Here is a 25,128-nt window from a genome sequence, read left to right as displayed (position 1 = left end):
GCGTTTTATACAGTTTGTATCATTTACTCGGCGTTTTCGGGCAGGGGTTCCACCGCGATGTCCACAAGGTTGCGGCTGATAAAGTTTTCGGCCCCCGAATCCAGCGTATAGCTGAACTGCAGCCGTCCCCCCTGCTCGGTCAGGGCGTGCTCGATGGTATCCGCCGCCACGCCCAGGCTGACCGCGCCGTAGCCGGTTTCGTAGTGGCAAAGGTGGCGGGTGCCTTTTTCGATGATGAGCTGGCTGTGGTTTTTGCCGAACCGCGTCATCGACACCCGGCGGGCGTCCTCCGCCACTTTAACGGTGGTGGTGCAGCCCGCGTAACCGGTGGTTTCGGTTTCTTTATAAACGATGTAGTAGGCGTTTTCCTTGTGTACCAGATTGCCGCGGGTCATCAGCTCGACGGTGTCGCTGTCGCCCCGCTGTTCCATGGTGCCTTTGATGGTGATAAGAAATTTTTCGTCCATGGTATCGCCTCGCTTTTAATAGGACTCAATGGCGATGCGCTCCACCGGCACGTCACCGCTGCCGGCGTACTCGCCCAAAAACATCCGCGCCTGGCGGGCAAATTCATAGGGCACATCGCTGACAAAAAACTGCGCGCTGCCGCCCGCTGTGCGCCCGTTCAGCAGCCCCAGATCGTCCAGCGCCGCGGCCGTGGCCTGCGCCGTGACCTTGCCGGAGTCGATCAGCGTGACCGCATCGCCCATAAAGTCGCCGATCATCCGCTTGATCAGCGGGTAGTGGGTGCAGCCTAGAATCAGTGTATCTACGTTGTTATCGCGCAGTTCCTGCAGGTATTCGGCAATGACCAGCTTGGTCACGGGGTTGCCGGCATCGACATAGCCGTTTTCGACCAGCGGCACAAACAGCGGGCAGGCGCGGGCAAAAATTTCGGCGTCGGGGCAGATGTCCCGAATGACCGCCGCGTAGGAGCCGCTGCGCACGGTGGCTGCCGTGCCGATGATGCCGATCTTGCCGTTGCGGGTCGCCTGCACGGCGGCGCGGGCGGTAGCGCCCACCACGCCGGTGTAGGGTACGGGCAGGCGGGCGGCTTCCTCCGGCGGGTAGGTGGAGGACACGGTGCCGCAGGCCGCCAGCACAAACTTGACGTCGCGGCTGAGCAAAAAGCGGATGTCCTGCCGCGCGTACTGCACAATGACGTCCCGTCCGCGCGAGCCGTAGGGTACGCGCCCGGTGTCCCCGAAATAGACGATATCCTCGCCCGGCAAAACCCGACGCAGCTGGCGCACGGCGGTCAGCCCGCCAAGGCCGCTGTCAAATACGCCGATGGGTCGTGTATCCATCAATAGGCCCCCTTGCGGCGGTGTACCGCCAGCTGCAGCAGCTTGTCGATCAATTCGTCAAAGCCGACGCCGACGCTTTCCATCAGTTTGGGATACATACTGATGGCGGTAAAGCCCGGCAGGGTGTTCAGCTCATTGCAGAGCACGCGCCCCGTGCCACGCTCGACAAAGAAGTCACAGCGCGAAAGCCCCGCGCAGCCCAAAGCCAGATAGGCGCGGCGGGCTTCGGCGCGGACTTCGTCCAGCTTTTCCTCGCTGAGATGCGCGGGGATGACGGTCTGCGACACGCCGTTTTTGTACTTATCATCGTAGGTATAGAACTCTGCGCCCGCCAGAATCTCGCCGGGGCGGGTGGTTTCGACGCGGGCGGGGTCGTCGGGGTTGCCGATGGCGGCGCACTCGACCTCCTGCCCGTCGATGAACTCCTCAAACACGACCTTGTCGTCCTCGTTCAGGGCGACCAGCACGGCCTTTTGCAGCAGGGCGCGGTCGGTTGCCTTGGTGATGCCCACGCTGGAGCCGGCGTTGGCGGGCTTGACAAAGATGGGGTAGCCCAGCTTTGCCTCGACGGCGTCCAGCACCACGGGGCCGTTCAGCTCCAGGTCGGCGCGGTTGGCGGCCACCCACTTGCAGTGAGGTACGCCCGCAGCGTCCATCAGGGCGTTGGCAACGGCTTTGTCCATGCAGACGGCGCTGGCCAGCACGCCGCAGCCCACATAGGGGATGCGCGCCAGCTCGAACAGGCCCTGAATGGTGCCGTCCTCGCCGTTTTTGCCGTGCAGCACAGGGGCGCAGATGTCAATGGGCAGCAGTTCCGCCTTGCCGTCCTTCAGCAGCCACAGACCGTGGTCTTTGCGGTCGGGGCTGAGCACACAGGGCACACAGTCGGGGCTTTGCTCCCAGCTGCGGTCGGCCATCGTCTCGGGGGTGACGGTCGGACACGCCAGCCAGCGGCCGTTTTTGGTGATACCCACGCAAATGACATCGTATTTATCGGCACAAGGGCTTTTTTGCAGGGCGCGCAGCCAGGTGGAGGCGGAAACGCAGCTTACCTCATGCTCGCTGGAAACGCCGCCGAAAAACAGTGCCACGCGCTGCTTGGATCGTTTGTTCATCTATAAGGACTCCCTTTTTCGGAATTGGACACACTTATAAGTATTCATCTTAGTATAATACCATATTATGCGCGGTTTGGCTATATCAAAACGAAAAAAGTTTTGGGATTTATGCCAAAAAAGCGCCGCCCTGCTTGGCAGGACAGCGCTTGGTCAGAGTGGATATTTTTTGCCGTTGTTCCTTTGGTTTGTAGGGGACGCATAGTTGCGTCCCGTGCCGCTTGCCCGTTGGGCTGCATTGTCGGGATGGCTGCGGCGGGCGGCATATATGCCGCCCCTACGGATACCCCATACTGTTGTTATCGCCGCAAAGCCGCGGGCGGGGCATGCCCCGCCCCTACCGCGCCATGACTTTTATTTTCCCCGCCGGGGGAAATCATCGTCTGCCTTACAAAATCCTTCCGCTGCCGACGACCACGTCGCCGTCGTACAAAACCACCGTCTGTCCGGGGGTGATGGCGCGCTGCGGGGCATCAAAGACCACCTCTGCCCTGCCGTCGCCCAGCGGGCGAACGGTGGCGGGCTGCTCCGGCTGGCGGTAGCGGGCCTTGGCCTTTACGCGCAGCGGCGCGGTCAGGTCGGGGATGGAGATCCAGTTCCAGTTGTCGGCGGTCAGGGTGGTGGTGAACAGCACGTTTTCGGGGCCGACAGTCACCGTGTTGGCGGCCATATCCTTGCCGCAGACGTAGACGGGCGCGCCCAGCGCCAGGCCCAGCCCCTTGCGCTGGCCGTTGGTGTAGCGCACCGCGCCGCGATGCCGCCCCACGACCTTGCCGGTCACGTCCACAAAATCGCCGGCAGGGTAGCTTTTTCCGGTAAAGCGCTCCATAAAACCGACGTAGTCGCCGTCGGGCACAAAGCAGATATCCTGGCTGTCGCCCTTGTGCGCGTTGCAGAACTGCAGCGTTTCCGCCAAGGCGCGGATGGACGGTTTGTCCATATCCCCCAACGGAAATTTAACGTGTGCCAGCTGCTCCTGGCTCATTACCGCCAAGACATAGCTCTGGTCTTTTTCGATATGCTGTGCCTTTTTCAGCAGCCAGCGCCCCGTTTCGGGGTCCCGGTCGATGCGGGCGTAATGCCCCGTGGCCAGATAATCCAGCCCCTGCTGCCGCGCGTACTCCAGCAGTCTGCCGAATTTCATCGTGCGGTTGCAGACAATGCAGGGGTTGGGCGTGCCGCCCGCCTCGTAGGTGGCAACAAAATTGCTTATGACGTTTTCGCGGAATTCGGCTGTATAATTCAGCACCGTAAAGGGCATACCCAACCGCTGTGCAACGGCGGCAGCGTCCTCGACATCCTTGGCAGAACCGCAGGTTTGCAGACCGTCCGCACTCATTTCCTCGTTTTGGTACAGGCGCATTGTGGCACCCTCACAGCGGTAGCCCGCCTGCTGCATCAGGTAGGCTGCCACCGAGCTGTCCACGCCGCCGCTCATGGCAATCAGTGCGCCGGGCTGTTGTGACATATCGGTTTCTCCTTTTCATCAAAAAATGGGCAGACACGGCGTCTGCCCATTTGTATTATAACAAAACGGTAGGATTTTTTCAACTTAATCCGCAAACAGCGGGGTGGAAAGATAGCGGTCGCCGGTATCGGGCAGCAGCACCACGATGTTCTTGCCCTTGTTTTCGGGGCGCTTGGCCAGTTCAATGGCTGCCCAGACCGCCGCGCCGGAGGAAATGCCCACCAGCACACCCTCCTTGTGGCCGACCAGCTTGCCCGTGGCAAAGGCGTCCTCGTTGGTGACGGGGATGATCTCGTCATAGACTTTTGTGTCCAGAACGTCGGGTACGAAGCCCGCGCCGATGCCCTGAATTTTGTGTGCGCCCGCAGTGCCCTTGCTCAAAACAGGGCTGGAGGCAGGCTCGACCGCCACGACCTTGACAGCGGGGTTCTGCGCCTTGAGGTAGCTGCCCGTGCCGGTAACGGTGCCGCCGGTGCCGACGCCCGCCACAAAAATATCGACCTTGCCGTCGGTGTCCTGCCAGATTTCGGGACCGGTGGTGCGGCGGTGTGCCTCAGGGTTGGCGGGGTTGACGAACTGACCCGGCACAAAGCTGTTAGGGATCTCCTTGGCCAGCTCGTCTGCCTTGGCGATGGCACCCTTCATGCCCTTGGCGCCGTCGGTCAGCACCAATTCGGCACCGTAGGCTTTCATGAGCTGGCGGCGCTCGACGCTCATCGTTTCGGGCATGACGATGATGATGCGGTAGCCGCGCGCGGCGGCGACGCTGGCCAGGCCGATGCCGGTGTTGCCGGAGGTCGGCTCAATGATGACAGAGCCGGGCTTGAGCTTGCCCGCCGCCTCGGCGTCGTCGATCATGGCCTTGGCGATGCGGTCCTTGACGGAACCGGCGGGGTTGAAGTATTCCAGCTTGGCAAGGATCTTTGCCTGCAGGTTTTCGGCCTGTTCAATATGGGTAAGCTCCAGCAGCGGGGTGTTGCCGATCAGCTGGTCTGCGGATGTATAAATGTTGCTCATGATGCGTTCCTCCAAAAAATGTTTATGTTGTATTACGGGCGGGCGGCGCAGCGGCGACATCGCCCATAGGGAGTTAAGCGAGCTTTCATTTTGCATTTCATACCTTTCTTGTAGGTTAATAGGATTATATACCCATTTCCCTGCTTTGTCAATAGGAAAATATTATTTTTATCCTTGATTTTTCTTCAACCAACCGTTATAATAGGAAAAAAGAATTCTTACCGTTCAGGAGGGAGAGCCACTGCTATGATGATCTCAACCAAAGGCCGCTATGCGCTGCGCGTCATGATCGACATTGCCGAAAACCAGCACGACGGTTACCTGCCCCTGCGCGAAATTGCCGCGCGGCAGGAAATATCTGAAAAATATCTGGAGGCCATTGTCAAAAGCCTGGTCAAAGCGCAGTATTTGACGGGTCTGCGCGGAAAAGCGGGCGGCTACCGCCTGACCCGCCCGCCGCAGGAGTACACGGTGGGCAGCATCCTGCGCCTGACCGAGGGCAGCCTGGCCCCCGTGGCGTGTTTGGGCGACAACCCGCCGGATTGCCCGCGCATGGCGGATTGCCGTACCCTGCCGATGTGGCGGGAGTTAAACACCATGATACAGAATTATTTTGACGGCATCACGCTGGCCGACCTGGCCAAGGGCGTACAGCCGGGCAACGATTATGTGATATGAAAAAAGCCTGTGCGATGCACAGGCTTTTTGGTTGGTGGGTTGTTTGGCGGAAAATTTTGCGATAACAGGAAATTTCCGGCAGGTTTGTAGGGGACGCATAGTTGCGTCCCGTGCGGTTTACCCGTTAGGTTAATTTGCCGGGATGGCTGCAACAGGCGGCATATATGCCGCCCCTACGGTGCACCCGTTATGTTGTTGCAACCGTAAAACCGCGGGCGGGGCATGCCCCGCCCCTACCGCCTTGCAAAGAATTCACTTGCGTGTCAGGCGCAAAATCTCGGCCACCAGCAGTTTCATGTTCAGCGGCTTGCCGACGTGGCTGTTCATGCCCGCGTCCAGACAAGCCTTGACGTCATCGGCAAAGACGTTGGCGGTCATCGCAATGATGGGGATGCCGTCCTCCTTCGGCTTGCCCTGCCATTCGCGGATGGCCCGCGTGGCGTCCAGGCCGTTCATTTCGGGCATCATCACGTCCATCAGCACGGCATCAAAGGCGCCCGGCGGGGCGTTTTTCACGGCCTCCACCGCCTCGCGGCCGTTGACCACCGCCGTGATTTCCGCCCCCTGCTCCTCCAGCAGCGCGACGGCGATCTCGCGGTTCAGCTCGTTATCCTCGGCCAGCAGCAGATGCAGACCATGCAGATCTTCGGGGCCTTCGCCCTTTTTGGGTACCGTCTCCTTGGGCACATAGTTGCCCAACGGCAGCGACAGGCGCACCGTAAAGGTGGTGCCGTGGCCCGGTTCGCTTTCCACATCCAGTGAGCCGTGCATCTGGTCGACCAGCTTTTTGGTGATGGCCATGCCCAGCCCCGTGCCCTTGTAGGTGGTGCGGCTGCCGTGCGCCTCCTGGGTGAACGGCTCGAAAATATGCTGCAGGAATTCCTCGCTCATGCCGATGCCGCTGTCCGCAATTTCCATGCGCAGATGCACCAGCCCCTCCTCGCACAGCGTTTCCCGTGCGCGGAAGGTAATGGTGCCGCCGTCGGGGGTGTATTTTACGGCGTTGCTCAAAATATTGATGAGCACCTGGCGGATATGCAGCTCGCTGCCGCGCAGGTACGGGTGCCAGAACGGCCCGATCTGCTTGGTAAAGGTCAGCTTGTGCTCGTTGACCTGCCCCTCAACCATGGTGCAGCAGGATTCCAGCAGCACACGCAGGTCAAAGGGGTTGTCCAGCATTTGCACAGTGCCGGATTCCACCTTGCTCATATCCAGAACGTCATTGACAAGGGACAAAAGATGTGTCGCCGCACCGCGCATTTTTTGCAGGCAGTCCGCCACGCGTGCCTTGTTGTCAAAGTCGCTTTGGGCTATGTCGATCATGCCCATGATGCCGTTGATGGGTGTGCGGATATCGTGGGACATGTTGGACAAAAATTCCGTTTTGGCGCGGCTGGCCTCCTCGGCACGGTGCAGCGCCTGCACGGTCTGCGCCCGCGCGTGACGGTCACGGATGATCAGCACCACACAGAACAGCAGCAGCACCACGCAGAGGATGACCGTCACTATCAGTGCCGGGTACTGGTGGAACAGACGCACCAGCGAGAAATCCAGCTTGTCCAGGGTCGTATACTGAATGGCGATGGCATAGGCCTCGTTGCGGGTCAGGCTGGTAATGCTCTTGTTCAAAATCCCCAAAATGGCAACGTCCAGCCGCTGCGCCGCGCCGATGCAAAAATCAATGCTGCACACGCTGTCGACGGTTTTTAAGTCGTTGCGGGTATTTTCGTAGATCAGATGCTCGGCCTGGGTGCGGAAGGTAAAGTAGGCGTCCACCTCGCCCGCGCGCAGGGCTGCCAGGCAGGCGTCGTAGGACGGGTAGGATCTTTTGAGGTAGTTGTGCAGCCACTCGTCCGAGCAGTCGTTGAGGGTGCTGTCCGCCACGCCCACCTTGGAAAAGTGGTTGTCGCTGCTGCGCAGGGTGACCCAGGCATAATCCGCCGTCAGGTAGGAATCCGTCAGCTTATATCCGGCAGCCTCGGCTGCGGCGGCATCCTTGGGCATATCCAGGCAGAGATCCGCCTCGCCGGAGGCGAGCGCCGCCTCGTATTCGGCGCGGTCCGCAACGTGCAGATATTGCAGGTGCATCCCCGCGCGTCCCGCAATTTTGCTCATCAGATCGACCAGAATCCCTGTTGGGTTGCCGTTTTCGTCCAGGTAGGCGTAGGGGTAATTGTCGGGGTTGGCCAGCACGGTGAACTTACGTCCCTGCACGTTGAGCTTTTGCAGGAACTCGGTTTCTGTTTCGGTCAGCGAAATTTTGTTGCTGGTGTGGCGGCTGCTGTATTTTTCGTCCAGAGTGCTGCGCCAGGCAGGCTCGGTGCGGTTCAGCTTAGCCAGCGCCCCGTTGATGCGGGCCAGCGTCTCGCGGTCGTCCTTGCGCGTCACAATGTAGCTATCCTGCTCATCAAAGGTTTCCAGCACCCACTCGTTTTGCGTAGCGCGCATACCGTTGCTGACAGCGGCATCGATCTGCCCCACCATCAGGGCCACGGCCATCTGGTCGTCATCCTCAAAGTAAATGGGTGTGTAGGTAAAGTCCTTGCTTTCGGCAAATTCGGCAAAGCTGCTGTTGCGGTTGTTGCCTGTGCGCGAAAGCCCGACCAGCATACCGTTGTAGCTGTCGTAATCACCGGCGGTGATGCGGCTATTGCCCGCCTTGACGGTAAGCATGGTGCAGATGCTGCCGGTGGGCTGGGCGGCGTAGGCAAAGCGCTGTTCCCTTTCGGCGTTTTTGCGCACGTTGATGACGATATCCACCTCGCCGTTTTCCAGCATTTGCAGCACACCGTCGGTGTCCCTGTCAAAGCCGCAATACTCGTAGGTGAAGTTATCGTACTCTGCCAGCTTTTGCAGAACGTCATAATCGTAGCCGCAGGGGCGGCCCTTGTCGTCGTACATATTGTAGCCGTTATAGCCGTAAAATCCCACGCGCAGGTGCTTGGTAACTGCGGCGGCCGGGTCGGCAGAGGCTGCCGCCGGGCTTGCAAAAGCTGCCGCAAAGCACAGCAGCATACACAAGGCCGACAAAAAGGCAGCGACCCGCTTGGGGAGGGATGATACCCTGGTTTTCATTATGGCGCTCCTTGCCCGCAGCACCCGCAGTGGTGGGAGTGCTGCGTTAAAACGTTGCGTTTAGGCAATACCGCATAATTCTAAGTGCCGATACAGCAAGCGAGGTGCGGCAGATGCCAAGCCAAAAGCGCAGATAATACTTTGTGTATTATCGAGCATTTTGGCGACGCAGATGCCGTGCCACAGCCGCCGTAGCGGTGCTTAAGCCGTAAGGCGGGAATTGTGCGGTGTTGCCTTTATAGTTGGGCGACGGCCTGCAGAACCTGCTGGTGCGCCTGCTGCACAGGCGGCCAAAGCGAGGCATCGGCCAGGGGCTTGGGGCCGCGCACGGCGTCGGTCAGCGCGGCGGCGGCCTTGTACAGGGTTTCCAGACCCAGGTTTTGGGCTACGCCCTTAAGGGTGTGGGCGGCGCGGAAGGCGGCGTCCCAGTCTTGGGCGGCCAGGGCGGTTTCCAGCTGGGCATAGCTGGGGTCGGCGGGATATTTCAGCAAAAACTTTTTGACCAGAGCCTCGCTGGGCAGGCGGCCCAGTGTGGCCGCGTAGTCGCCGCCGACGAGAGGATAAAATTCCTGCAAAGTCATGATGATTTTCTCCTTTTTTGCGGGCGTAAAACGCCCTTTGCTCAGAGTGTAGAGTGTAGAGTTTAGAGTTTAGATTCGGTGTGTCCGCCATGCGGACACGTTTTTATTTTATTGCAATGATTCCTTTAGTTGTAGGGGCGAGCATTGCTCGCCCGCGGGGTTTACCCGTTAGGTTGCGCTGCCGGGATGATTGCACGGGCGGTCAATGACCGCCCCTACGGACTAACCCGTAAGGTTGTTGTTGCCGTTAGGTCGCGGGCGGGGCATGCCCCGCCCCTACGGGGTGGTGGGTTTTGGTTATTGCAATAACCGTAAGGCGGCAAGGAGGGGTCAAGACCCCTCCCTACAAGCAACCGGGAGGTAAGCAGTTACAATGCAAAGTGTCCATTTCCGGCAGGTTTGTAGGGGACGCATATATGCGTCCCGTGCGGTTTACCCGTTATGTCGCATTACCGGGATAGCTGCAACGGGCGGCATATATGCCGCCCCTACAACCCAACCCGTAAGGTTGTTGTTGCCGTTAGGTCGCGGGCGGGGCATGCCCCGCCCCTACGGGGTGGTGAATTTTTCGGCGGAGCCGTAAGACGGGAGCGGGTGGGCGGGGCGTCCAAAGAAAGTACCAGGGTCAATCCGGCATGGATCGGTCATGCTCGTGGTTGTGCAGCATCATGTGGTGCTTTTCCTGTTTGGCGCGGTACATCAGCAGATCAGCGTGGTATACGGCGTCGCTCAGCGGAGTCATGCGGTACACGCCGCCCACGCTGACGCTCAGTTTCATGTCGGGGTGTTCGGGCACGGCGGCATCGGCCACGGCGCGGCTGATTTCCTGCAAGCGCTGATAGAAGATGTTTTCGGGGATCTCGGGGAACACCAGCAAAAATTCGTCGCCGCCGTAGCGTATCAGAATATCGCTGCCGCGTATGCAGCCCACAACGGCCTTTACAATGGTGCGCAGCGCGGCATCGCCCGCCGGGTGGCCGTAGGTGTCATTGATCTCCTTGAAATGGTCTACGTCGATAACCGCCACGCCGTCGGCACGATCATGCTCACAGAAATGTTCCTCGTAGTAGCGGCGGTTATATGCGCCGGTCAGGGCGTCCATGTACAGCTCCTGCGAATACTGCTGCAGCGAGCGCACCAGATGATCCCGCCCGTGGAAGGACAGCGGCATGTCCTTGCGCAGCTTGACCACCAGCTCCAGCACACAGGCGCGGCCCTCGACCTCCGCATATTTGGAGATGACCTGATAGGCATCCTCGCCGATGAACTCGATTTTAGCAAGCTGGGTCTTTTGGGTAAACGCCTTGAAGGACACGCAGTTTTCGCAGCGTTTTTCGCGGTTCCACACGGCGTAGCAGGGGTGGTCGCGGTCTACGGTGTCAACGTCCTCGTCCAGATGCACCACGCAGGTGTTGCCGACATCCACCAGGCGCACAATGTCAAAGATGTTCCGCAAAAGGCGCATCATGCCGGTCATTCCTGCGGCGGTGGTAATGATGCCGTCCTTGGGCACCATGGGGATCTCCTTCAGGGTTTTTTCGTGTACGTCCTCGGCCAGCATAACAAGACCCACGCGGGTGGGGGTGTCCTCGTGCAGCCACAGTGTGCGGACATGTATCTTATACCAGCGCAGCAGTCCGTTGACCGACATCATTGCCGTAACGGCCGTGTCGGGGTGTTCGGGGTCGGCGGCTGCCACGGCCTCCAACAGGGCGCGGCGGTCGTTTTCGGACACAAAGAGACTTTGCAGCGCCTGTTGGCCTGACATAGTGCGCGCACAGTGCAGGTTTTTTACGCCCCACTGCGACACGGAAGCCACGTCGGCGGTTTCGTCATAGTCCACCTGCAGGCCGGGGGTGTTTTGGGTAAAGAACTCTTTTTTTGCCCGGTCGATCTGCAGGATATCCTCCAGCCGCGTTGTTTCGGGCAGGGCGTTTTCGTGCAGCAGCGCATCGGCAATTTTGCGCGTATTCATGCCCAGATCGTGCTGTGTGGCGGACTCGTTGTCGGTCAGGGCCTTGTGCAGCGCATCCGACAGCTCGGTCAGGCATTCCATCAGCAGCGGGTTAAAGGCACCGCACTCGCTGTTCAGGATCATCTTTACGGCGGTGTCGTGATCAAAGGCTTTTTTGTAGCAGCGCTCACTGGTCAGCGCGTCGTAGACGTCGGCCAGCGCCACCACCTGCGCCGCGATGGGGATCTCCTCACCCTTCAGCCCATCGGGGTAACCGCGGCCGTCCCACCGCTCGTGGTGCCAGCGGCAGATCTGGTAGCTGACCTCGACCAGCGGTTCCTTTTGCTGGAAGGGCAGGTTTTCCAGAATATGCGCACCGATGGTGGTGTGCGTTTTCATGATGTCAAATTCTTCTTTGGTCAGGCGGCCCGGCTTGTTGAGAATCTCCTCCGGGATGTTGATCTTGCCGATATCATGCAGCGAGGACGCCGTGCCGATCATGGCGATATCCGCCGCCGACAGCTTGTACCGGTCGGTTTTCTGGCTCAGATGGTTCAGAATCAGCTCGGTGGCGGTGCGTATGTGCAGAACATGCTGTCCGCTTTCGCCGTTGCGGAACTCAACGATATGGCTCAGGATGCTGATCATCAGGTTGTTGCTTTTTTGGTTTTCGTACACCTGCCTGGCGACCAAGCCGACCAGCTGCTTTTGCTTGGTGTACAGCATCAGCGTATTGGTGACGCGGCGGCGCACAATGGCCATATCAAACGGGCGGCCGATAAAGTCGGTTGCACCCATGTCGTAGGCGCGTTCCACATACGCCGAGCCGTTTTCGGCCGAAATCATAATGACCGGCACTTCCTCGATCCAGCCGCAGCGTTTCATCTGCTCCAGCACTTCAAAGCCGTCCATTTCGGGCATCATGATATCCAGCAGCAGCAGGTCGATCTCCGACCCGCTTTGCAAAATCTGCACAGCCTCACGGCCGTTTTCGGCCTCCAGGATATCATAGCCGTCGCCCAGCATTTCCACCAGAATGGCACGGTTCATAGCGGAGTCGTCGGCAATCAGGATCTTTGGTTTCAGGGGCACAGTTCAACACCATCTTCCTTCGTAAATCGCACGGTCACAGAACATTTTTTGCATTATATACTGATTATAGTATACGCACGGGGCAAATTGCAATAGACAATCTCGGTTTTGCCGAAAAAAGCCTTCCCCTTGGGGGGAAGGTGGCGCTTGTAGAAAAAGTCTGTTTCCGGGATATTTGTAGGGATGGGTCTCGACCCATCCGCACATCTGGCCGCGCGCAGCGCATAAAATCGCGCCGAACGGCGCGCAGTTTTCTCGCCATGTCGTGCTTTTGGCAAGGCAGCAGGGAACGGTCAAGACCGTTCCCTACAAACGAATCGAATGTTCGCAATCATCCCATTAGGTTTATCGACAAACCGCGGGCGGCATATATGCCGCCCCTACGGAGTACCCGTTATGTCGTTACCGCCTTAAAACCGCGGGCGGGGCGTGCCCCGCCCCTACCGCGCGTTTTGTTTCATTGTGCCCGCACGGCGGGCACACCTTATTTATTATCTATTATCTTTTATCTTTTATTTACAAAAAAAGGCCTCCGCCGCAGCGGAAGCCTTGAAAACATTATCAGTTTTTGCGGGTCTTGATCTCGTTGACGACCATTTCGACAAAAGCGTCCTGCTCCATCGTGGTGGTCTCGCCCTTGCGGTCGCGCACGCTGATGTTGCCGGCCTCGGCCTCCTTGGCGCCCAGAACCAGCATATACGGCACGCGGTCAACCTGCTGTGCCTCGCGGATCTTGTAGCCGATCTTCTCGTTGGACTCATCCAGCACAACGCGGACACCGGCGGCGGACAGCTTGTCGGCCACGCTGCGGGCGTAGTCCAGCGTCTTTTCGCTGACGGGCAGCACCTTGACCTGCGTGGGGGCCAGCCAGGTCGGGAAACGACCCTTGGTCTCCTCGATCAGGTACGCCATAAAGCGGTCCAGAGAGCCGAGGATGGCGCGGTGCAGCACCACGGGGGTCTTTTCGCTGCCGTCGGAATCCACATAGGTCAGGTGGAACTTGGCGGGCAGGCAGAAGTCCAGCTGGCAGGTGGACAGCGTGTACTCGGCACCGACGGCGGGCTTGACGTTGACGTCCAGCTTGGGACCGTAGAAGGCAGCCTCGCCGATCTCCTCGGTAAACTGGATGCCCAGCTCGGTCAGCACCTCGCGCAGCGCCTGCTCGGCATGGTTCCACATGGCATCGTCGTCGTGGTACTTCTTCTTGTCGGCGGGGTCGCGCAGGGACAGCACGCAGCGGTAATCGGTGATGCCGAAGTCCTTGTACACCTCAAAAATCAGGCTGCAAACATCGGCAACCTCGCTCTTGATCTGCTCGGGCGTGCAGAACAGGTGGGCGTCGTTCTGGCAGAAGTGACGGCCGCGCTCGATGCCCTTCAGCGTGCCGGAGGACTCGTAACGGAAGTCGTGGGCAATTTCGCCGATGCGGATGGGCAGCTGACGGTAGCTGTGCGGGCGGTTGGCGTAGATCATCATATGATGGGGGCAGTTCATCGGGCGCAGAACATAGCTTTCGCCCTCCATCTCCATGGCGGGGAACATATTCTCGCGGTAGTGATCCCAGTGACCGGAGGTCTTGTACAGGTTCACGGTGCCGATGCAGGGGGTCATAACGTGCAGGTAGCCGCGCTTGCGCTCCTTCTCCTTGATATAATCCTCCAGCTGCTGCCAGACGATGTAGCCGTTGGGCAGGAACATCGGCAGACCGCGCCCGACCAGATCGTCGGTCATAAACAGGCGCATCTCCTTGCCGATCTTGCGGTGGTCGCGCTCACGCGCTTCCTGCTGCTGCTTTTCCCAGGCGTCCAGCTCCTCCTGATTGCGGAAAGCCACGCCGTTGATGCGGGTCAGCATCTTGTTTTCCTTGTCGTTTTTCCAGTACGCGCCGGACTGCTGGGTGATCTTGAACGCCTTCAGCGCCTTGGTGTAGCACAGGTGGGGTCCGATGCACATATCGACATACTCGCCCTGCTGGTAGAAGCTGAACTCGGTTTCGTCGGCCAGGTCTGCCATATGCTCGATCTTGTAATGCTCCTGACGCTCGTTCATCAGCTTGACTGCCTCGTCACGGGGCAGGATAAAGGGCTTGATGGGCAGGTTTTCCTTGCAGATCTTCTTCATCTCTTTTTCGATGTTGGCAAGATCCTCATCGCTGAGCTTGGTGTCGCCCAGATCCACGTCATAGTAGAAGCCGTTCTCGGTGGCGGGGCCGAAGGCAAAGTCCGCCTGCGGGTACAGGCGCTTGATGGCCTGTGCCATGATGTGGGCTGCCGTGTGGCGCAGAACGTGCAGTTCTTCCTCCTGCGGGCATTCGGCGACGACGCCGTCCTTGTAGATGATCTTCATAATACACTCTCCTTTGCGTTTGACGCAACAAAAAAATGCTTCATCCCCACTGTACAAGGGATGAAGCATTGCAAATACTCCACGGTTCCACCCAGATTGTGCCGCAACGGCACCACTCGATGCAGCTGTAACGGGCTGTACCCGGCAGGGGTTCGCCCCCGCGCTCGGCAGTGGTAAGAACGCTGCAGCGTCTAAAGCCGCTTACACCACGCGAAAACCCGCGGCGGCTCTCTCTGTTAGCTGCTTGCAATGTCCCGTTTGTCTGCCTCAAAGCTTTAACAGGATGAAGTTAATTTGAATATAGCACACTCCCGCCGGGAAGTCAAGCGGTATTTTTTGTAAAGTTTGTCGGTCGCGCTTGACGCTGGGGCGGCAACATGCTATTATCAAGGCAAGGCGCGCAAAGCGCCCTCAGCTTGTAGAAAAAGTCCGTTTTCGGGACATTTGTAGGGATGGGTCTTGACCCATCCGCACATCTGGCCGCGCGCAGCGCATAAAATCGCGCCGAATGGCGCGCAGTTTTCACACTGTGTCGTGCTTTTGGCAAGGCAGCACGGAACGGTCAAGACCGTTCCCTACAAAGCAACCGAAAGTTCGCAATTACCCCATTAGGTTTATCGACAGCCTGCCGGGGTATTTTCCTTTCCTTATAACATAGAGAGCGAAACAGGTGTCAAATTTGAAATCTATCCAAAACTTCCTTCGGCGGCAGCCGCCGGGGCGCATTATCGCCGCCGGGTTTGCGCTGGTCATTCTGCTGGGCGCGGGGCTGCTGCTGCTGCCCTGCTCGGTCAAGCCGGGGCAGACCTTTACCCCGCTGGATTCGCTGTTTACCGCCACCAGCGCCGTCTGCGTGACAGGGCTGGTCGTTGTGGACGCCGCCGACACCCTTACCCTGTTCGGGCAGGTCGTGCTGGCGCTGCTGATCCAGATCGGCGGATTGGGCATTACCTCGGTGGGCATTGCGCTGGCGCTGGCTGCCGGGCGGTCCATCAGCATACGCGGGCGCAGCCTTGTGCGCGAGGCGCTGAACGTGGACAGCTTTTCCGGCATGGTCAAGCTGATCCACGCCGTTTTTACCGTGACCCTTGTGTGCGAGGGGGTCGGCGCCGCCGTCAGCTACACGAGCTTTGTGCGGGATTTTGCCCCCGCCAAGGCGGCGTGGATCAGCGTTTTCCACGCTATAGCGTCCTTTAACAACGCCGGGTTTGATATTTTGGGCGGCGGGCGCGGGCTGGTGCCTTACCAGAGCGACGTCGTTCTGAACCTTGTCACCGATGCAATGGTCATTGTGGGCGGCATCGGCTTTCTGGTGCTGGTGGACATGCAGCACTGCCGGTTCTGCTTCCGCAAATTTTCGCTGCACACCAAGGTGGTGCTTTCCACCACCGCCGCGCTGCTGCTGGGCGGCACCGTGCTGCTGCGCCTGACCGAGGGGCTGCCCTGGCTGGGCTGCCTGTTTACCAGTATGACCACCCGCACCGCCGGGTTTGCCACCTACCCGCTGGGCGAGTTCAGCAAGGCGGGGCTGATGGTCGTGATGCTGCTGATGTTTATCGGCGCATCGCCGGGGTCGACGGGCGGCGGCATTAAAACGACGACCTTTTTTGTGCTGATGCAGGAGGTTTCGTCGGTGTTTTCCAAGCGCAGACCGGGGGCGTTCCACCGCCGTCTGCCCAAGGATGCCCTGTCCCGCGCTGCCACCATCACGCTGCTGGGCATTATTGTGGCGTTGGTAGGCACATTTTTGCTGTGCCTGCTGGAACCGCAGACGGATTTTATCGCCCTGCTGTTTGAGGAAATTTCCGCCTACAGCACGGCAGGACTCAGCATGGGCATTACGGGCGGGCTTTGCGCCGCCAGCCGCTGGGTGCTGATCTTTACCATGTACATCGGGCGCGTGGGTGCCTTTACCCTGCTGTCGCTCTGGGTCAACCGCCCCGCGCCGGTCGCCCATTACACCGAAGAAGCCATTACCATTGGCTGAGAACGAGGTATCGAAAATGAAAAAGCAAATTCCTGCCCAGACCTACGGCGTCATCGGTTTGGGGCGTTTCGGCACGGCGCTGGTCAAGACGCTGGCAGCCGCCGGCAAGGAGGTCATCGCCGTTGATAAGGACGAGGAAAAGGTCAAGGCGGTGCGCGGCGACACCGACTACGCCTTTGTGGTGGGCGCGCTGACCGAGCAGGCGCTGCGCGAAACCGGTATGCACAACTGCGGCACCGTGACCATCTGCATCGGTGAGCGCGTGGACGTGAGCATTATGACCACGATGCAGGTGCTGAAGCTGGGCGTGCCGCACGTCATCGCCAAGGCCGCCAGCGACGTACATGGCGAGGTGCTGAAGCAGCTGGGCGCGGATGTCGTTTACCCCGAGGCCGATATGGCGGTGCGCATCGGCAAGCGACTAATCAACGGCAATATGCTGGACTACGTCACGCTGGGCGACAACGTGGAAGTGCGGCGCATCGTGGCGTCGGGGCAGCTGGTCGGACACAGCGTCAAGGATCTGAACCTGCGCCGCGTGTACGGCATCAACATCATTGCCGTGGAGCATGAACAGCATACCGACGTGGAATTTTCGCCCGATTATGTGTTTGCCAAGGGCGACACGGTGTCGGTTATCGGCAAGACCGAAAAGCTGGAGCATTTCGAGCACGCGATGCAGAAATAAGCTTTTCTCGCGTTTTTGTTTTCGCCTTCGGCGAAAACTCCACCCTATTTATTATCTATTATCTCTTATCTATTATCTAAAAAACCAGCGCTCTGCCGTGCAGAGCGCTGGTTTTTATCTCCCCAGTCTTGCCTTGAAATCGCGGTATCCGAATTTCACCAGCTCCCGCACGTTGCCCGCTTCGTCGCGGACACAGATGGCGGGCAGGGGCATCCCGTTAAAGGTGTTGTTCTTGCAGGTGGTGTAAATCGCCATGTCGCCGAACACCAGCAAATCCCCCGCTCGGGGCACGGCGTCAAAGCTGTAATCCCCGATGACGTCCCCCGCCAGGCAGGTCGGCCCCGCCAGACGCACGGTGCAGGGCTTTTGCCCGGCGTCCCCGGCAAACAGCAGCGGCGGGCGGTAGGGCATTTCGATGACGTCCGGCATATGGCAGGCGGCACTGGCATCCAGAATGGCCACCGTTGTGCCGCCGTTTTGCACCACGTCCAGCACGCGGGTCAAAAGATATCCGGCGTTCAGCGCGCAGGCCTCGCCCGGCTCCAGATACACCGTGACGCCCCACGCATTTTGCGCGCGGGCAATGCAGTGTTCCAGCATTTCGATGTCATAGCCGGGGCGGGTGATGTGATGCCCGCCGCCGAAGTTCACCCACTGCATTTTGGGCAGTATATCGCCGAATTTTTCTGCCACGGCGTCCAGCGTCATCGCCAGCGCGTCGGCGTCCTGCTCGCACAGGGTGTGGAAATGCAGTCCGTCCAAAAGCCCCGGTAAGGCGGGGTTTTGCGCCACAGCGGCATCCCACGCGGCGCGGGTCGTGCCTAAGCGGCTGCCGGGGGCGCAGGGGTCGTAGATGGCGTGACCGTCCTGCGTGGAGCATTCGGGGTTGATGCGCAGCCCCACGCTTTTGCCCGCCGCCTTGACCTTGGCGCCGAATTTTGCCAGCTGCGCGGGCGAGTTGAACACAATGTGGTCGGCGTAGCGCAGCAGCTCGTCCATCTCGTCGTCGCGGTAGGCGGCGCAGAAAACGTGTACCTCGCCGCCGGGCATTTCCTCGGCGCCAAGGCGGGCTTCGTACAGACCGCTGGCTTCGGTGCCGGCAAGGTGCGGCGCCAGCAGCGGGTACAGGTCATAGTTGCTGAACGCCTTTTGCGCCAGCAGAATTTTGCAGCCCGTGCGCTGTGCCAGTGCGCCCAGCAGTTCGGCATTGCGGCGCAGCGCGCCCTCGTCCAGCAGGTAGCAGGGCGTGGGCAGGGTGTGCAGCGCGGCGGGCAGAACGCCGCCCAGCGCCGCAAACGGCGGGCGGGTATCCGGCGCGGGCATCAGTCCACCAGCGCCGGAGCGAAGTTCTCGCTGCGGGGCAGACCGTACTTGTCCAGCGCGTCGAGGAACGGGTCGGGGTTGAATTCCTCGACCGTATAGACGCCGGGCTTGACCCATTCGCCGGTCAGCATCATCAGCGCGCCGCACATAGCGGGCACACCGGTGGTGTAGCTGATGGCCTGGCTGCCGACTTCGCGATAGCAGGCCTCGTGGTCGCAGACGTTGTAGATGTAGTAGGTTTTGTCCTTGCCGTCCTTTTTGCCGGTAAAGATGCAGCCGATGTTGGTCTTGCCCTTGGTGCGCGGGCCGAGGCTGGCGGGGTCGGGCAGCAGCGCCTTGAGGAACTGGATGGGTACGATCTCCTGCCCGTTGTAGTTGATGGGCGTGGTGGACAGCATCCCCACGTCCTCCAGGCAGCGCATATGATCCAGATAGCTCTGCCCAAAGGTCATAAAGAAACGGATGCGCTTGACATCGGGCAGGTTTTTGCCCAGGGATTCGATCTCCTCGTGGTGGAGCAGGTACATATCCTTCTGCCCGACCTGATCAAAGTTGTACTCGCGCTTGATGCTCATGGCAGGGATCTCGACCCACTTGCCGTTTTCCATATAGCTGCCGGGGGCGGACACCTCGCGCAGGTTGATCTCGGGGTTGAAGTTGGTGGCAAAGGCGTAGCCGTGGTCGCCGCCGTTGCAGTCCAGAATGTCGATGGTGTCGATGGAATCGAACTCGTGCTTGGCGGCGTAGGCGCAGTAAGCCTGCGTTACACCCGGGTCAAAGCCGCAGCCCAGCAGGGCGGTCAGACCGGCGTCCTCGAACTTTTTCTTGTACGCCCACTGCCAGCTGTAATCGAAGTAGGCAGAAAAGCCTTCTTCCTTGCAGCGCTTTTCGTAGACGGCGCGCCAAGCGGGGTCGTCGGTGTTTTCGGGTTCGTAGTTGGCGGTGTCCATGTAGTTGACGCCGCAGGCAAGGCAGGCGTCCATGATGGTCAGGTCCTGATACGGCAGGGCGATGTTCATCACGAGGTCAGGCTTGTAGGCGTTGATGAGGTCGCACAGCTGCTGCACGTCGTCGGCATCGACCTGTGCGGTGGTGATTTTGGTGGCGGTGTGCGGGGCGAGCTTGGCGGCCAGCGCGTCGCACTTGGATTTGGTGCGGCTGGCGATGCACAGCTCGGTGAAAACGTCGCTGACCTGGCAGCACTTGGAGATGGCGACGGACGCAACGCCGCCGCAGCCGATAACAAGAACTTTGCTCATAGGAGGCTCCTTTTTTAAGATAATAGATAAAAGATAAAAGATAATAAATTTGGTGTGCCCGCGATGCGGACACATTTTTATAGAGTGGGATACGGGCGGGAAAGCCTTCTCCCTTGGGGGAGAAGGTGGCGCGCCTGCGCGCCGGATGAGGGGAGAGGTTCCCGGAAAGTCCCCCCTCATCAGTCACCTGCGGTGACAGCTTCCCCCAAAGGGGGAAGCCTTTCCTTATTATTCCAGCGCCAGCAGCAGTTCCCGCAAAACCTTGCAGGCGGTGGCGGTGGAGGTGCCGGTGGTGTCCAGCGTGGGGGCAAGCTCGTTGACGTCCGCCGCCACAATGTTCGTTTTGGCCGCCGTGCGTATCGCCTGCAGCAGCTGCAAAAAGCTGACGCCGCCCGCTTCGGGGGTTCCGGTTCCCGGAAATACCGACGGATCCAGACAATCCAGATCAATGGTCAGATACACAGGCACCTGCGCCTGCTGCAGCCAGTCCGCCAATTCCGGCAGACCCGTAAAATCGTACTTGTGCAGGTCGGTATGCTCGGCGGCAAAACGGAATTCCTCGCGGTCGCCGCTGCGTATGCAAAACTGGTGGATGCGCCCGTCGCCCACAAGGTCGTGGCAGCGGCGCAGCACACAGGCATGGCTGAGCTTGGCACCCAGGTAATCGTCCCGCAGATCGGCGTGGGCGTCAAAGTGGATGATGTGCAGATCGGGGTACTTGCGCAGCACCGCCCGCACCGCGCCCAGCGTGACCAGATGCTCGCCGCCCAGCAGCAGCGGCATCTTGCCGTCGCGCAGAATTTCCGCCGCGCGGGATTCAATGTCGGTCAGCGCGCTCTCGCTGGAGCCGAAGCACAGCTCCAGATTGCCGCTGTCAAAGACGCTGCCGTCGGTCAGATCCTTGTCCTGATAGGGGCTGTAGGTTTCCAGCCCGTAGCTTTCGTGGCGCATGGCGGCAGGGCCGAACCGCGCACCGGGGCGGTAGCTGGTGGTGGAATCAAACGGCGCGCCGAACAAAACAATGCCGGCGGCACGGTAGCTGCTGTCGCAGCCGATAAAATTTTCAACGTTGTGATGCAGCAATTCAGTCGTCCTCCACCTCGCGCAGCATTTCCTCCAGAAATGCCGGCAGGTAAAATGCACCGACGTGCAGTCGGGTGGTGTAGTAGCGGGTACGCATGTTCATCTTGTTCCACGCTTCGGCGTCCATATCGTTGATGGGGTGATATTTTTTGCTGGCAAAGCCGAACAGCCAATACCCCGCCGCAAAGGTCGGGATGTGCGCCTGATACACCTTGCTGATGGGAAAGGTGCTGGCAATGCGCTTGTGGCTGCGCTGCATGGCGGTGGCGTCCTCGGCATAAAAGGGGCTGCCCTGCTGGTTGACCATGATGCCGTCCTCGCGCAGGGCGTTGAAGCAGTTGCCGTAAAATTCGCGGGTGAACAGCCCCTCGCTGGGGCCGAACGGGTCAGAGGAATCCACGATGATCAAATCGTATTCCGCCTCGCACCGTCGGATAAATTTCAGCGCGTTTTCGTAATAAATATGTACGCGGCGGTCGTCCATACGGCAGGCGTTGCCGGGCAGGTAGGCGCGGCAGGCCTCGATGACCTGCGGGTCCATCTCCACCAGGTCGATGCGCTCGACGCGGTCGTAGCGGGTCAGCTCGCGCACAACGCCGCCGTCGCCCGCGCCGATGACCAGAATATCCTTGGCACCGCGATGCACCGCCATCGGCACATGGGTGATCATCTCGTCGTAGATGAACTCGTCGCGCTCGGTCAGCATGACGTTGCCGTCCAGCGTCAGCACACGGCCGAACTCCGGCGTTTCAAAAATATCGATGCGCTGGTAGTCGCTCTGCTTGGAGTAGAGCTGGCGGTTGACCCGGATGCTGTGCTTGACGTCCGGGGTGTGAAATTCCGAAAACCACATTTCCATCTTGCAAACCTCCTTATGCCAGCACGTTCAGGTGCAGAATGTCGGGGTCCTCCGGTCCGGTCATACTGCAGCCCTTGGCCTTGGCGTACTCGATATAATCCAGAATCTGCGGGGTGATGCGCTCGCCGGGGGCCAGAATCGGGATGCCCGGCGGGTAGCACATGACAAACTCGCTGCAGACCATGCCCACCGTTTCGCGCAGGGGCAGGCTTTTCTTGGGGGCGTAGAATGCCTCCTGCGGGCTGGCGGCGACCTCGGGGTCGATGTATTCCTGACTCAGCAGCCCGGCGCCGTCGGTGTGGTAGCGGCGCTTGATCTCCGCCAGGGCGCTGACCAGCCGCTCGACTTCCTGCGGGCGGTCACCGATGGAAAGATACGCCAAAATGTTGCCGATGTCGCCAAACTCGATCTGGATATCGTACTCGTCGCGCAAAATGTCGTACACCTCAATGCCCGCAAGGCCGATATCCAGCGTATGTACGCTTAATTTTGTCGTGTCAAAGTCAAAGACCGAATCGCCGTTGCAAAGTTCCTTGCCAAAGGCGTAGTAGCCGCCCACGGCGTTGATCTCCTCGCGCGCGTACTCGGCCATGTCGGCCACCTGGTGGAACACCTGCCGCCCGCGCAGCGCTAAGTTGCGGCGGGAGATATCCAAACTGGACATCAGCAGATAGCTGCCGGAGGTCGTCTGCGTCAGGTTGATGATCTGCCGCACATAGCCGGGATGGACGTTGGGTCCGATGAGCAGCAGACTGGACTGCGTCAGGCTGCCGCCGCTTTTGTGCATGGACACCGACGCCATATCCGCGCCCGCCGCCATGGCGGACACCGGCAGCCCGCCGCCGAAATAAAAGTGGGTGCCGTGGGCTTCGTCGGCAAGGCAGAGCATACCCGCATCGTGCGCCATACGCACAATGGCGCGCAGGTCGCTGCAGATGCCGTAGTAGGTGGGGTTGTTGACCAGCACCGCCACGGCGTTGGGGTGCTCGGCAATCGCCTTGGCGACCTGCTCGCGCTTCATGCCTAAGCTGATGCCCAGCCGCGTGTCCACTTCGGGGTTGACGTACACCGGCACGGCGCCGCACAGCACCAGGGCGTTCAGCACGCTGCGGTGGACGTTGCGCGGCAGAATGATCTCGTCCCCGCGCTTGCAGGCGGTCAGCACCATGCTCTGCACCGAGCTGGTCGTGCCGCCGACCATCAAAAAGGCGTGCGCCGCGCCAAAGGCATCGGCTGCCAGCTCCTCCGCCTCGCGGATGACCGACACAGGGTGGCAGAGGTTATCCAGCGGTTTCATGCTGTTGACGTCCACGCCCACGCACTGCTGCCCCAAAAAAGCCGTCAGTTCGGGGTTGCCCCGCCCGCGCTTGTGCCCGGGCACATCAAAGGGCACCACGCGCATACTGCGGAACGTTTCCAGCGCCTCATGTATGGGGGCGCGGCGCTGATCCAGACGGCCATGGCCGGATTTTGCGTTCATAGTTTTTGACCTCCCTGCCGGTGCCTTTACACAAACAAAAAACGCAAGCCTTGCACAAATTGTGCAGACTTGCGTTGTTAAGCCTATTTTTTGCGGCAGGACACGGCACCCCCGGTTTTGGCCGGAAGAAACTATCCGCATGATTCAAAAAGGCTGATCGTGTCAGAGTCTATATAGCAATTACACTTTTACTACTCGTATTGACCGTTTCACAAGTCTGCGCAGCCGTTCTGCGCAATTTCATGGTTGTAAAGGAACCAACTTATAAAATTTGAGCTTTTAACTCAATCAATATGGCAGCAAAGCTGCCGGTCGGCAGTGGACCCGGCTGTCCGTATGGCCTTAGCCCCTGTCGGGCGGTCCGTAGGTAAATTGCTTTGAAAAACTCTTACGAAGATACGATTCGTCTTTCAAAATCAAGTGGAGTATAGCACAGGATTCGGGAGTTGTCAATCATTTTTTTGCGGGTTTTGCCCATCGGTTGTTTTTGTGCTATACAAACAGCTCAATGACAAACACCAGCACGCAGCACAGCACCGACACGGGGAACAGCCCCGCCCCCAGCCATGCCGCCGCCGCGCCGACAACCAACGCCACAGCGCCGGAAATCGGTGTCTGGGTGGCGTGGATAATGGCGGGAAAGGTCATGACCGCCAGCGTGACATAGGGTACATAATACAAAAACGACTGCAAAAAGCGGTTGCGGATGGGCTTGCGGATGAGCGTCAGCGGCAGCACACGGATGGCGTAGGAAACCGCCGCCATCACGGCTATATACAGGTAATTATTCATCGGCTTCGTCCTCCCCGTTTTGCTCCTTGATTGGGAACAGTGCCGCCGCTGCCGCCGAAATGACCACCGTCAGCACAATGGTGCGGGTGCCGTCGCTCATGGCGCTGATGCCGGGCAGCACGCTGCACAGAAAGCTCGCCGCAAAGCTGATGCCCACAAACGCCGCTACCACGCGGTTTTGCCTTGCGGGGGGCATGATGATGGCCAAAAACATACCGTACAACGCCACACTCAGCGCACTGACGATGCGCAGCGGCAGCGCGTTGCCCGCCAGAATGCCCAGTGCCGTTCCCCCTGCCCACGCGGGCGCAGCCAGCAAAATGGCGCCGTAGGTGTAGTAGGGGTTCAGCAGACCGGGGCGGGCGATGGTGATGCCGAACAGCTCATCGGTCACATCGTACCCGATGACCAGCCGATGCCAGAACGGCGTGCTGGGGGCAAACCGCTGCGCCAGCGCACAGCTCATCAGCAGATAGCGGGCGTTGGCGATCAGCGTGATGAGCGCGACCTCCCAGTAGGCAGCCTTGGCGGCAATCAGAGTAAAGGCGGCGTACTCCCCCGCCGAGGCATTGTTCAGCAGGCTTGCCAAAAAGCCCTGCATCGGGGTGAACCCGGCATGACGCGCCGCGATGCCCAGCGAGAAGGACACGGCAAAATACCCCAGCGCAATGGGTACACCGTCCCGCACACCCTGGCAGAGCAGCTTGCGGCTGTACGACCACGGCTTGGTTTGCGTTTCTTTCATGGTTGACTTCCTTTTCCTTTTCCTTTTCCTTTTCCTTTTCCTATTCCTATTATAAACCCACAAAAATACTTTCCGTGGTGCTATTATAGTACATCTGCACAAGAAAGGAAAGAAAGATTTGACAACTTTGCCGATTTTTTTCATCGGCAGCAGACTGTCGACAGGCTCTTGTAGGGGCGAGCATTGCTCGCCCGCGGGGTTTACCCGTTTGGTCGATTTACCGGGATGGCTGCAACGGGCGGCATATATGCCGCCCCCAGACTGTCGAAAAACCTTCTT

At 59.6% G+C, this 25,128-nt stretch carries 19 protein-coding genes; 3 read left to right on the top strand and 16 right to left on the bottom strand.

Annotation, left to right across the window (positions count from 1 at the left end; all coding sequences use genetic code 11):
* Positions 1–23: 23 nt before the first annotated feature.
* From Q0I19_RS07505 to cysK, 5 genes are all read right to left on the bottom strand, one after another.
* Positions 24–467: a DUF1934 domain-containing protein gene (locus tag Q0I19_RS07505; protein ID WP_294760200.1), complete on the bottom strand. Its 444-nt coding sequence runs from the start codon at positions 465–467 to the stop codon at positions 24–26.
* A gap of 15 nt (positions 468–482) precedes the next feature.
* On the bottom strand, positions 483–1,307 hold the full coding sequence (gene murI / locus Q0I19_RS07500) for a glutamate racemase (RefSeq protein WP_294760202.1): 825 nt from the start codon (positions 1,305–1,307) through the stop codon (positions 483–485).
* On the bottom strand, positions 1,307–2,422 hold the full coding sequence (locus Q0I19_RS07495) for a D-alanine--D-alanine ligase family protein (RefSeq protein ID WP_294760204.1): 1,116 nt from the start codon (positions 2,420–2,422) through the stop codon (positions 1,307–1,309). The genes murI and Q0I19_RS07495 overlap by 1 nt, the downstream gene beginning before the upstream one ends.
* A gap of 388 nt (positions 2,423–2,810) precedes the next feature.
* Positions 2,811–3,890, bottom strand: a complete 1,080-nt coding sequence (gene mnmA, locus Q0I19_RS07490; protein WP_294760205.1) for a tRNA 2-thiouridine(34) synthase MnmA — start codon at positions 3,888–3,890, stop codon at positions 2,811–2,813.
* An 84-nt stretch (positions 3,891–3,974) separates the two neighbouring features.
* A complete protein-coding gene (gene cysK, locus Q0I19_RS07485) occupies positions 3,975–4,907 on the bottom strand; it encodes a cysteine synthase A (RefSeq protein WP_294760207.1) in 933 nt (310 codons plus the stop codon).
* Between the two features lie 246 nt (positions 4,908–5,153).
* Between cysK and Q0I19_RS07480 the strand changes: the two genes are divergently transcribed.
* Positions 5,154–5,585: an RrF2 family transcriptional regulator gene (locus Q0I19_RS07480; protein WP_294760208.1), complete on the top strand. Its 432-nt coding sequence runs from the start codon at positions 5,154–5,156 to the stop codon at positions 5,583–5,585.
* Between the two features lie 252 nt (positions 5,586–5,837).
* Here the strand turns inward: Q0I19_RS07480 and Q0I19_RS07475 are convergent, their stop codons facing one another.
* From Q0I19_RS07475 to thrS, 4 genes are all read right to left on the bottom strand, one after another.
* Positions 5,838–8,660, bottom strand: a complete 2,823-nt coding sequence (locus Q0I19_RS07475) for a transporter substrate-binding domain-containing protein (protein WP_294760209.1) — start codon at positions 8,658–8,660, stop codon at positions 5,838–5,840.
* Positions 8,661–8,896: 236 nt separating this feature from the next.
* Positions 8,897–9,241: an Hpt domain-containing protein gene (locus Q0I19_RS07470; RefSeq protein ID WP_294760210.1), complete on the bottom strand. Its 345-nt coding sequence runs from the start codon at positions 9,239–9,241 to the stop codon at positions 8,897–8,899.
* Between the two features lie 625 nt (positions 9,242–9,866).
* Positions 9,867–12,287: a diguanylate cyclase gene (locus Q0I19_RS07465; protein ID WP_294760212.1), complete on the bottom strand. Its 2,421-nt coding sequence runs from the start codon at positions 12,285–12,287 to the stop codon at positions 9,867–9,869.
* A 561-nt stretch (positions 12,288–12,848) separates the two neighbouring features.
* A complete protein-coding gene (gene thrS, locus Q0I19_RS07460) occupies positions 12,849–14,633 on the bottom strand; it encodes a threonine--tRNA ligase (RefSeq protein ID WP_294760213.1) in 1,785 nt (594 codons plus the stop codon).
* A gap of 679 nt (positions 14,634–15,312) precedes the next feature.
* Between thrS and Q0I19_RS07455 the strand changes: the two genes are divergently transcribed.
* Both Q0I19_RS07455 and Q0I19_RS07450 read left to right on the top strand, forming a co-directional pair.
* The gene (locus Q0I19_RS07455) at positions 15,313–16,620 is read left to right on the top strand and encodes a potassium transporter TrkG (protein WP_294760215.1); all 1,308 of its coding nucleotides are present in this window, start codon (positions 15,313–15,315) and stop codon (positions 16,618–16,620) included.
* 16 nt (positions 16,621–16,636) lie between these two features.
* On the top strand, positions 16,637–17,308 hold the full coding sequence (locus tag Q0I19_RS07450) for a TrkA family potassium uptake protein (protein ID WP_294760217.1): 672 nt from the start codon (positions 16,637–16,639) through the stop codon (positions 17,306–17,308).
* 114 nt (positions 17,309–17,422) lie between these two features.
* Here Q0I19_RS07450 and Q0I19_RS07445 read toward each other — a convergent pair whose 3' ends face one another.
* From Q0I19_RS07445 to Q0I19_RS07415, 7 genes are all read right to left on the bottom strand, one after another.
* Entirely contained in the window at positions 17,423–18,631 is a 1,209-nt protein-coding gene (locus Q0I19_RS07445; protein WP_294760218.1) for a carboxynorspermidine decarboxylase, read from the bottom strand.
* Positions 18,631–19,890, bottom strand: a complete 1,260-nt coding sequence (locus tag Q0I19_RS07440; protein ID WP_294760220.1) for a saccharopine dehydrogenase family protein — start codon at positions 19,888–19,890, stop codon at positions 18,631–18,633. The genes Q0I19_RS07445 and Q0I19_RS07440 overlap by 1 nt, the downstream gene beginning before the upstream one ends.
* A 228-nt stretch (positions 19,891–20,118) precedes the next feature.
* Positions 20,119–20,973: an agmatinase gene (gene speB / locus Q0I19_RS07435; protein ID WP_294760222.1), complete on the bottom strand. Its 855-nt coding sequence runs from the start codon at positions 20,971–20,973 to the stop codon at positions 20,119–20,121.
* A gap of 1 nt (position 20,974) precedes the next feature.
* A complete protein-coding gene (speE, locus tag Q0I19_RS07430) occupies positions 20,975–21,832 on the bottom strand; it encodes a polyamine aminopropyltransferase (RefSeq protein ID WP_294760224.1) in 858 nt (285 codons plus the stop codon).
* Between the two features lie 13 nt (positions 21,833–21,845).
* Positions 21,846–23,312, bottom strand: a complete 1,467-nt coding sequence (locus tag Q0I19_RS07425; RefSeq protein WP_294760226.1) for an aminotransferase class V-fold PLP-dependent enzyme — start codon at positions 23,310–23,312, stop codon at positions 21,846–21,848.
* A gap of 492 nt (positions 23,313–23,804) precedes the next feature.
* The gene (locus Q0I19_RS07420; RefSeq protein ID WP_294760227.1) at positions 23,805–24,104 is read right to left on the bottom strand and encodes an AzlD domain-containing protein; all 300 of its coding nucleotides are present in this window, start codon (positions 24,102–24,104) and stop codon (positions 23,805–23,807) included.
* Complete coding sequence (locus Q0I19_RS07415) at positions 24,097–24,849, bottom strand: AzlC family ABC transporter permease (RefSeq protein ID WP_294760229.1); 753 nt, start codon at positions 24,847–24,849, stop codon at positions 24,097–24,099. The genes Q0I19_RS07420 and Q0I19_RS07415 overlap by 8 nt, the downstream gene beginning before the upstream one ends.
* Between the last annotated feature and the right edge of the window lie 279 nt (positions 24,850–25,128).

The sequence above is a fragment of the uncultured Gemmiger sp. genome, from assembly GCF_934561205.1.
GTDB lineage: Bacteria > Bacillota > Clostridia > Oscillospirales > Ruminococcaceae > Gemmiger.
This window is presented reverse-complemented; position numbering and strand designations above follow the sequence as displayed.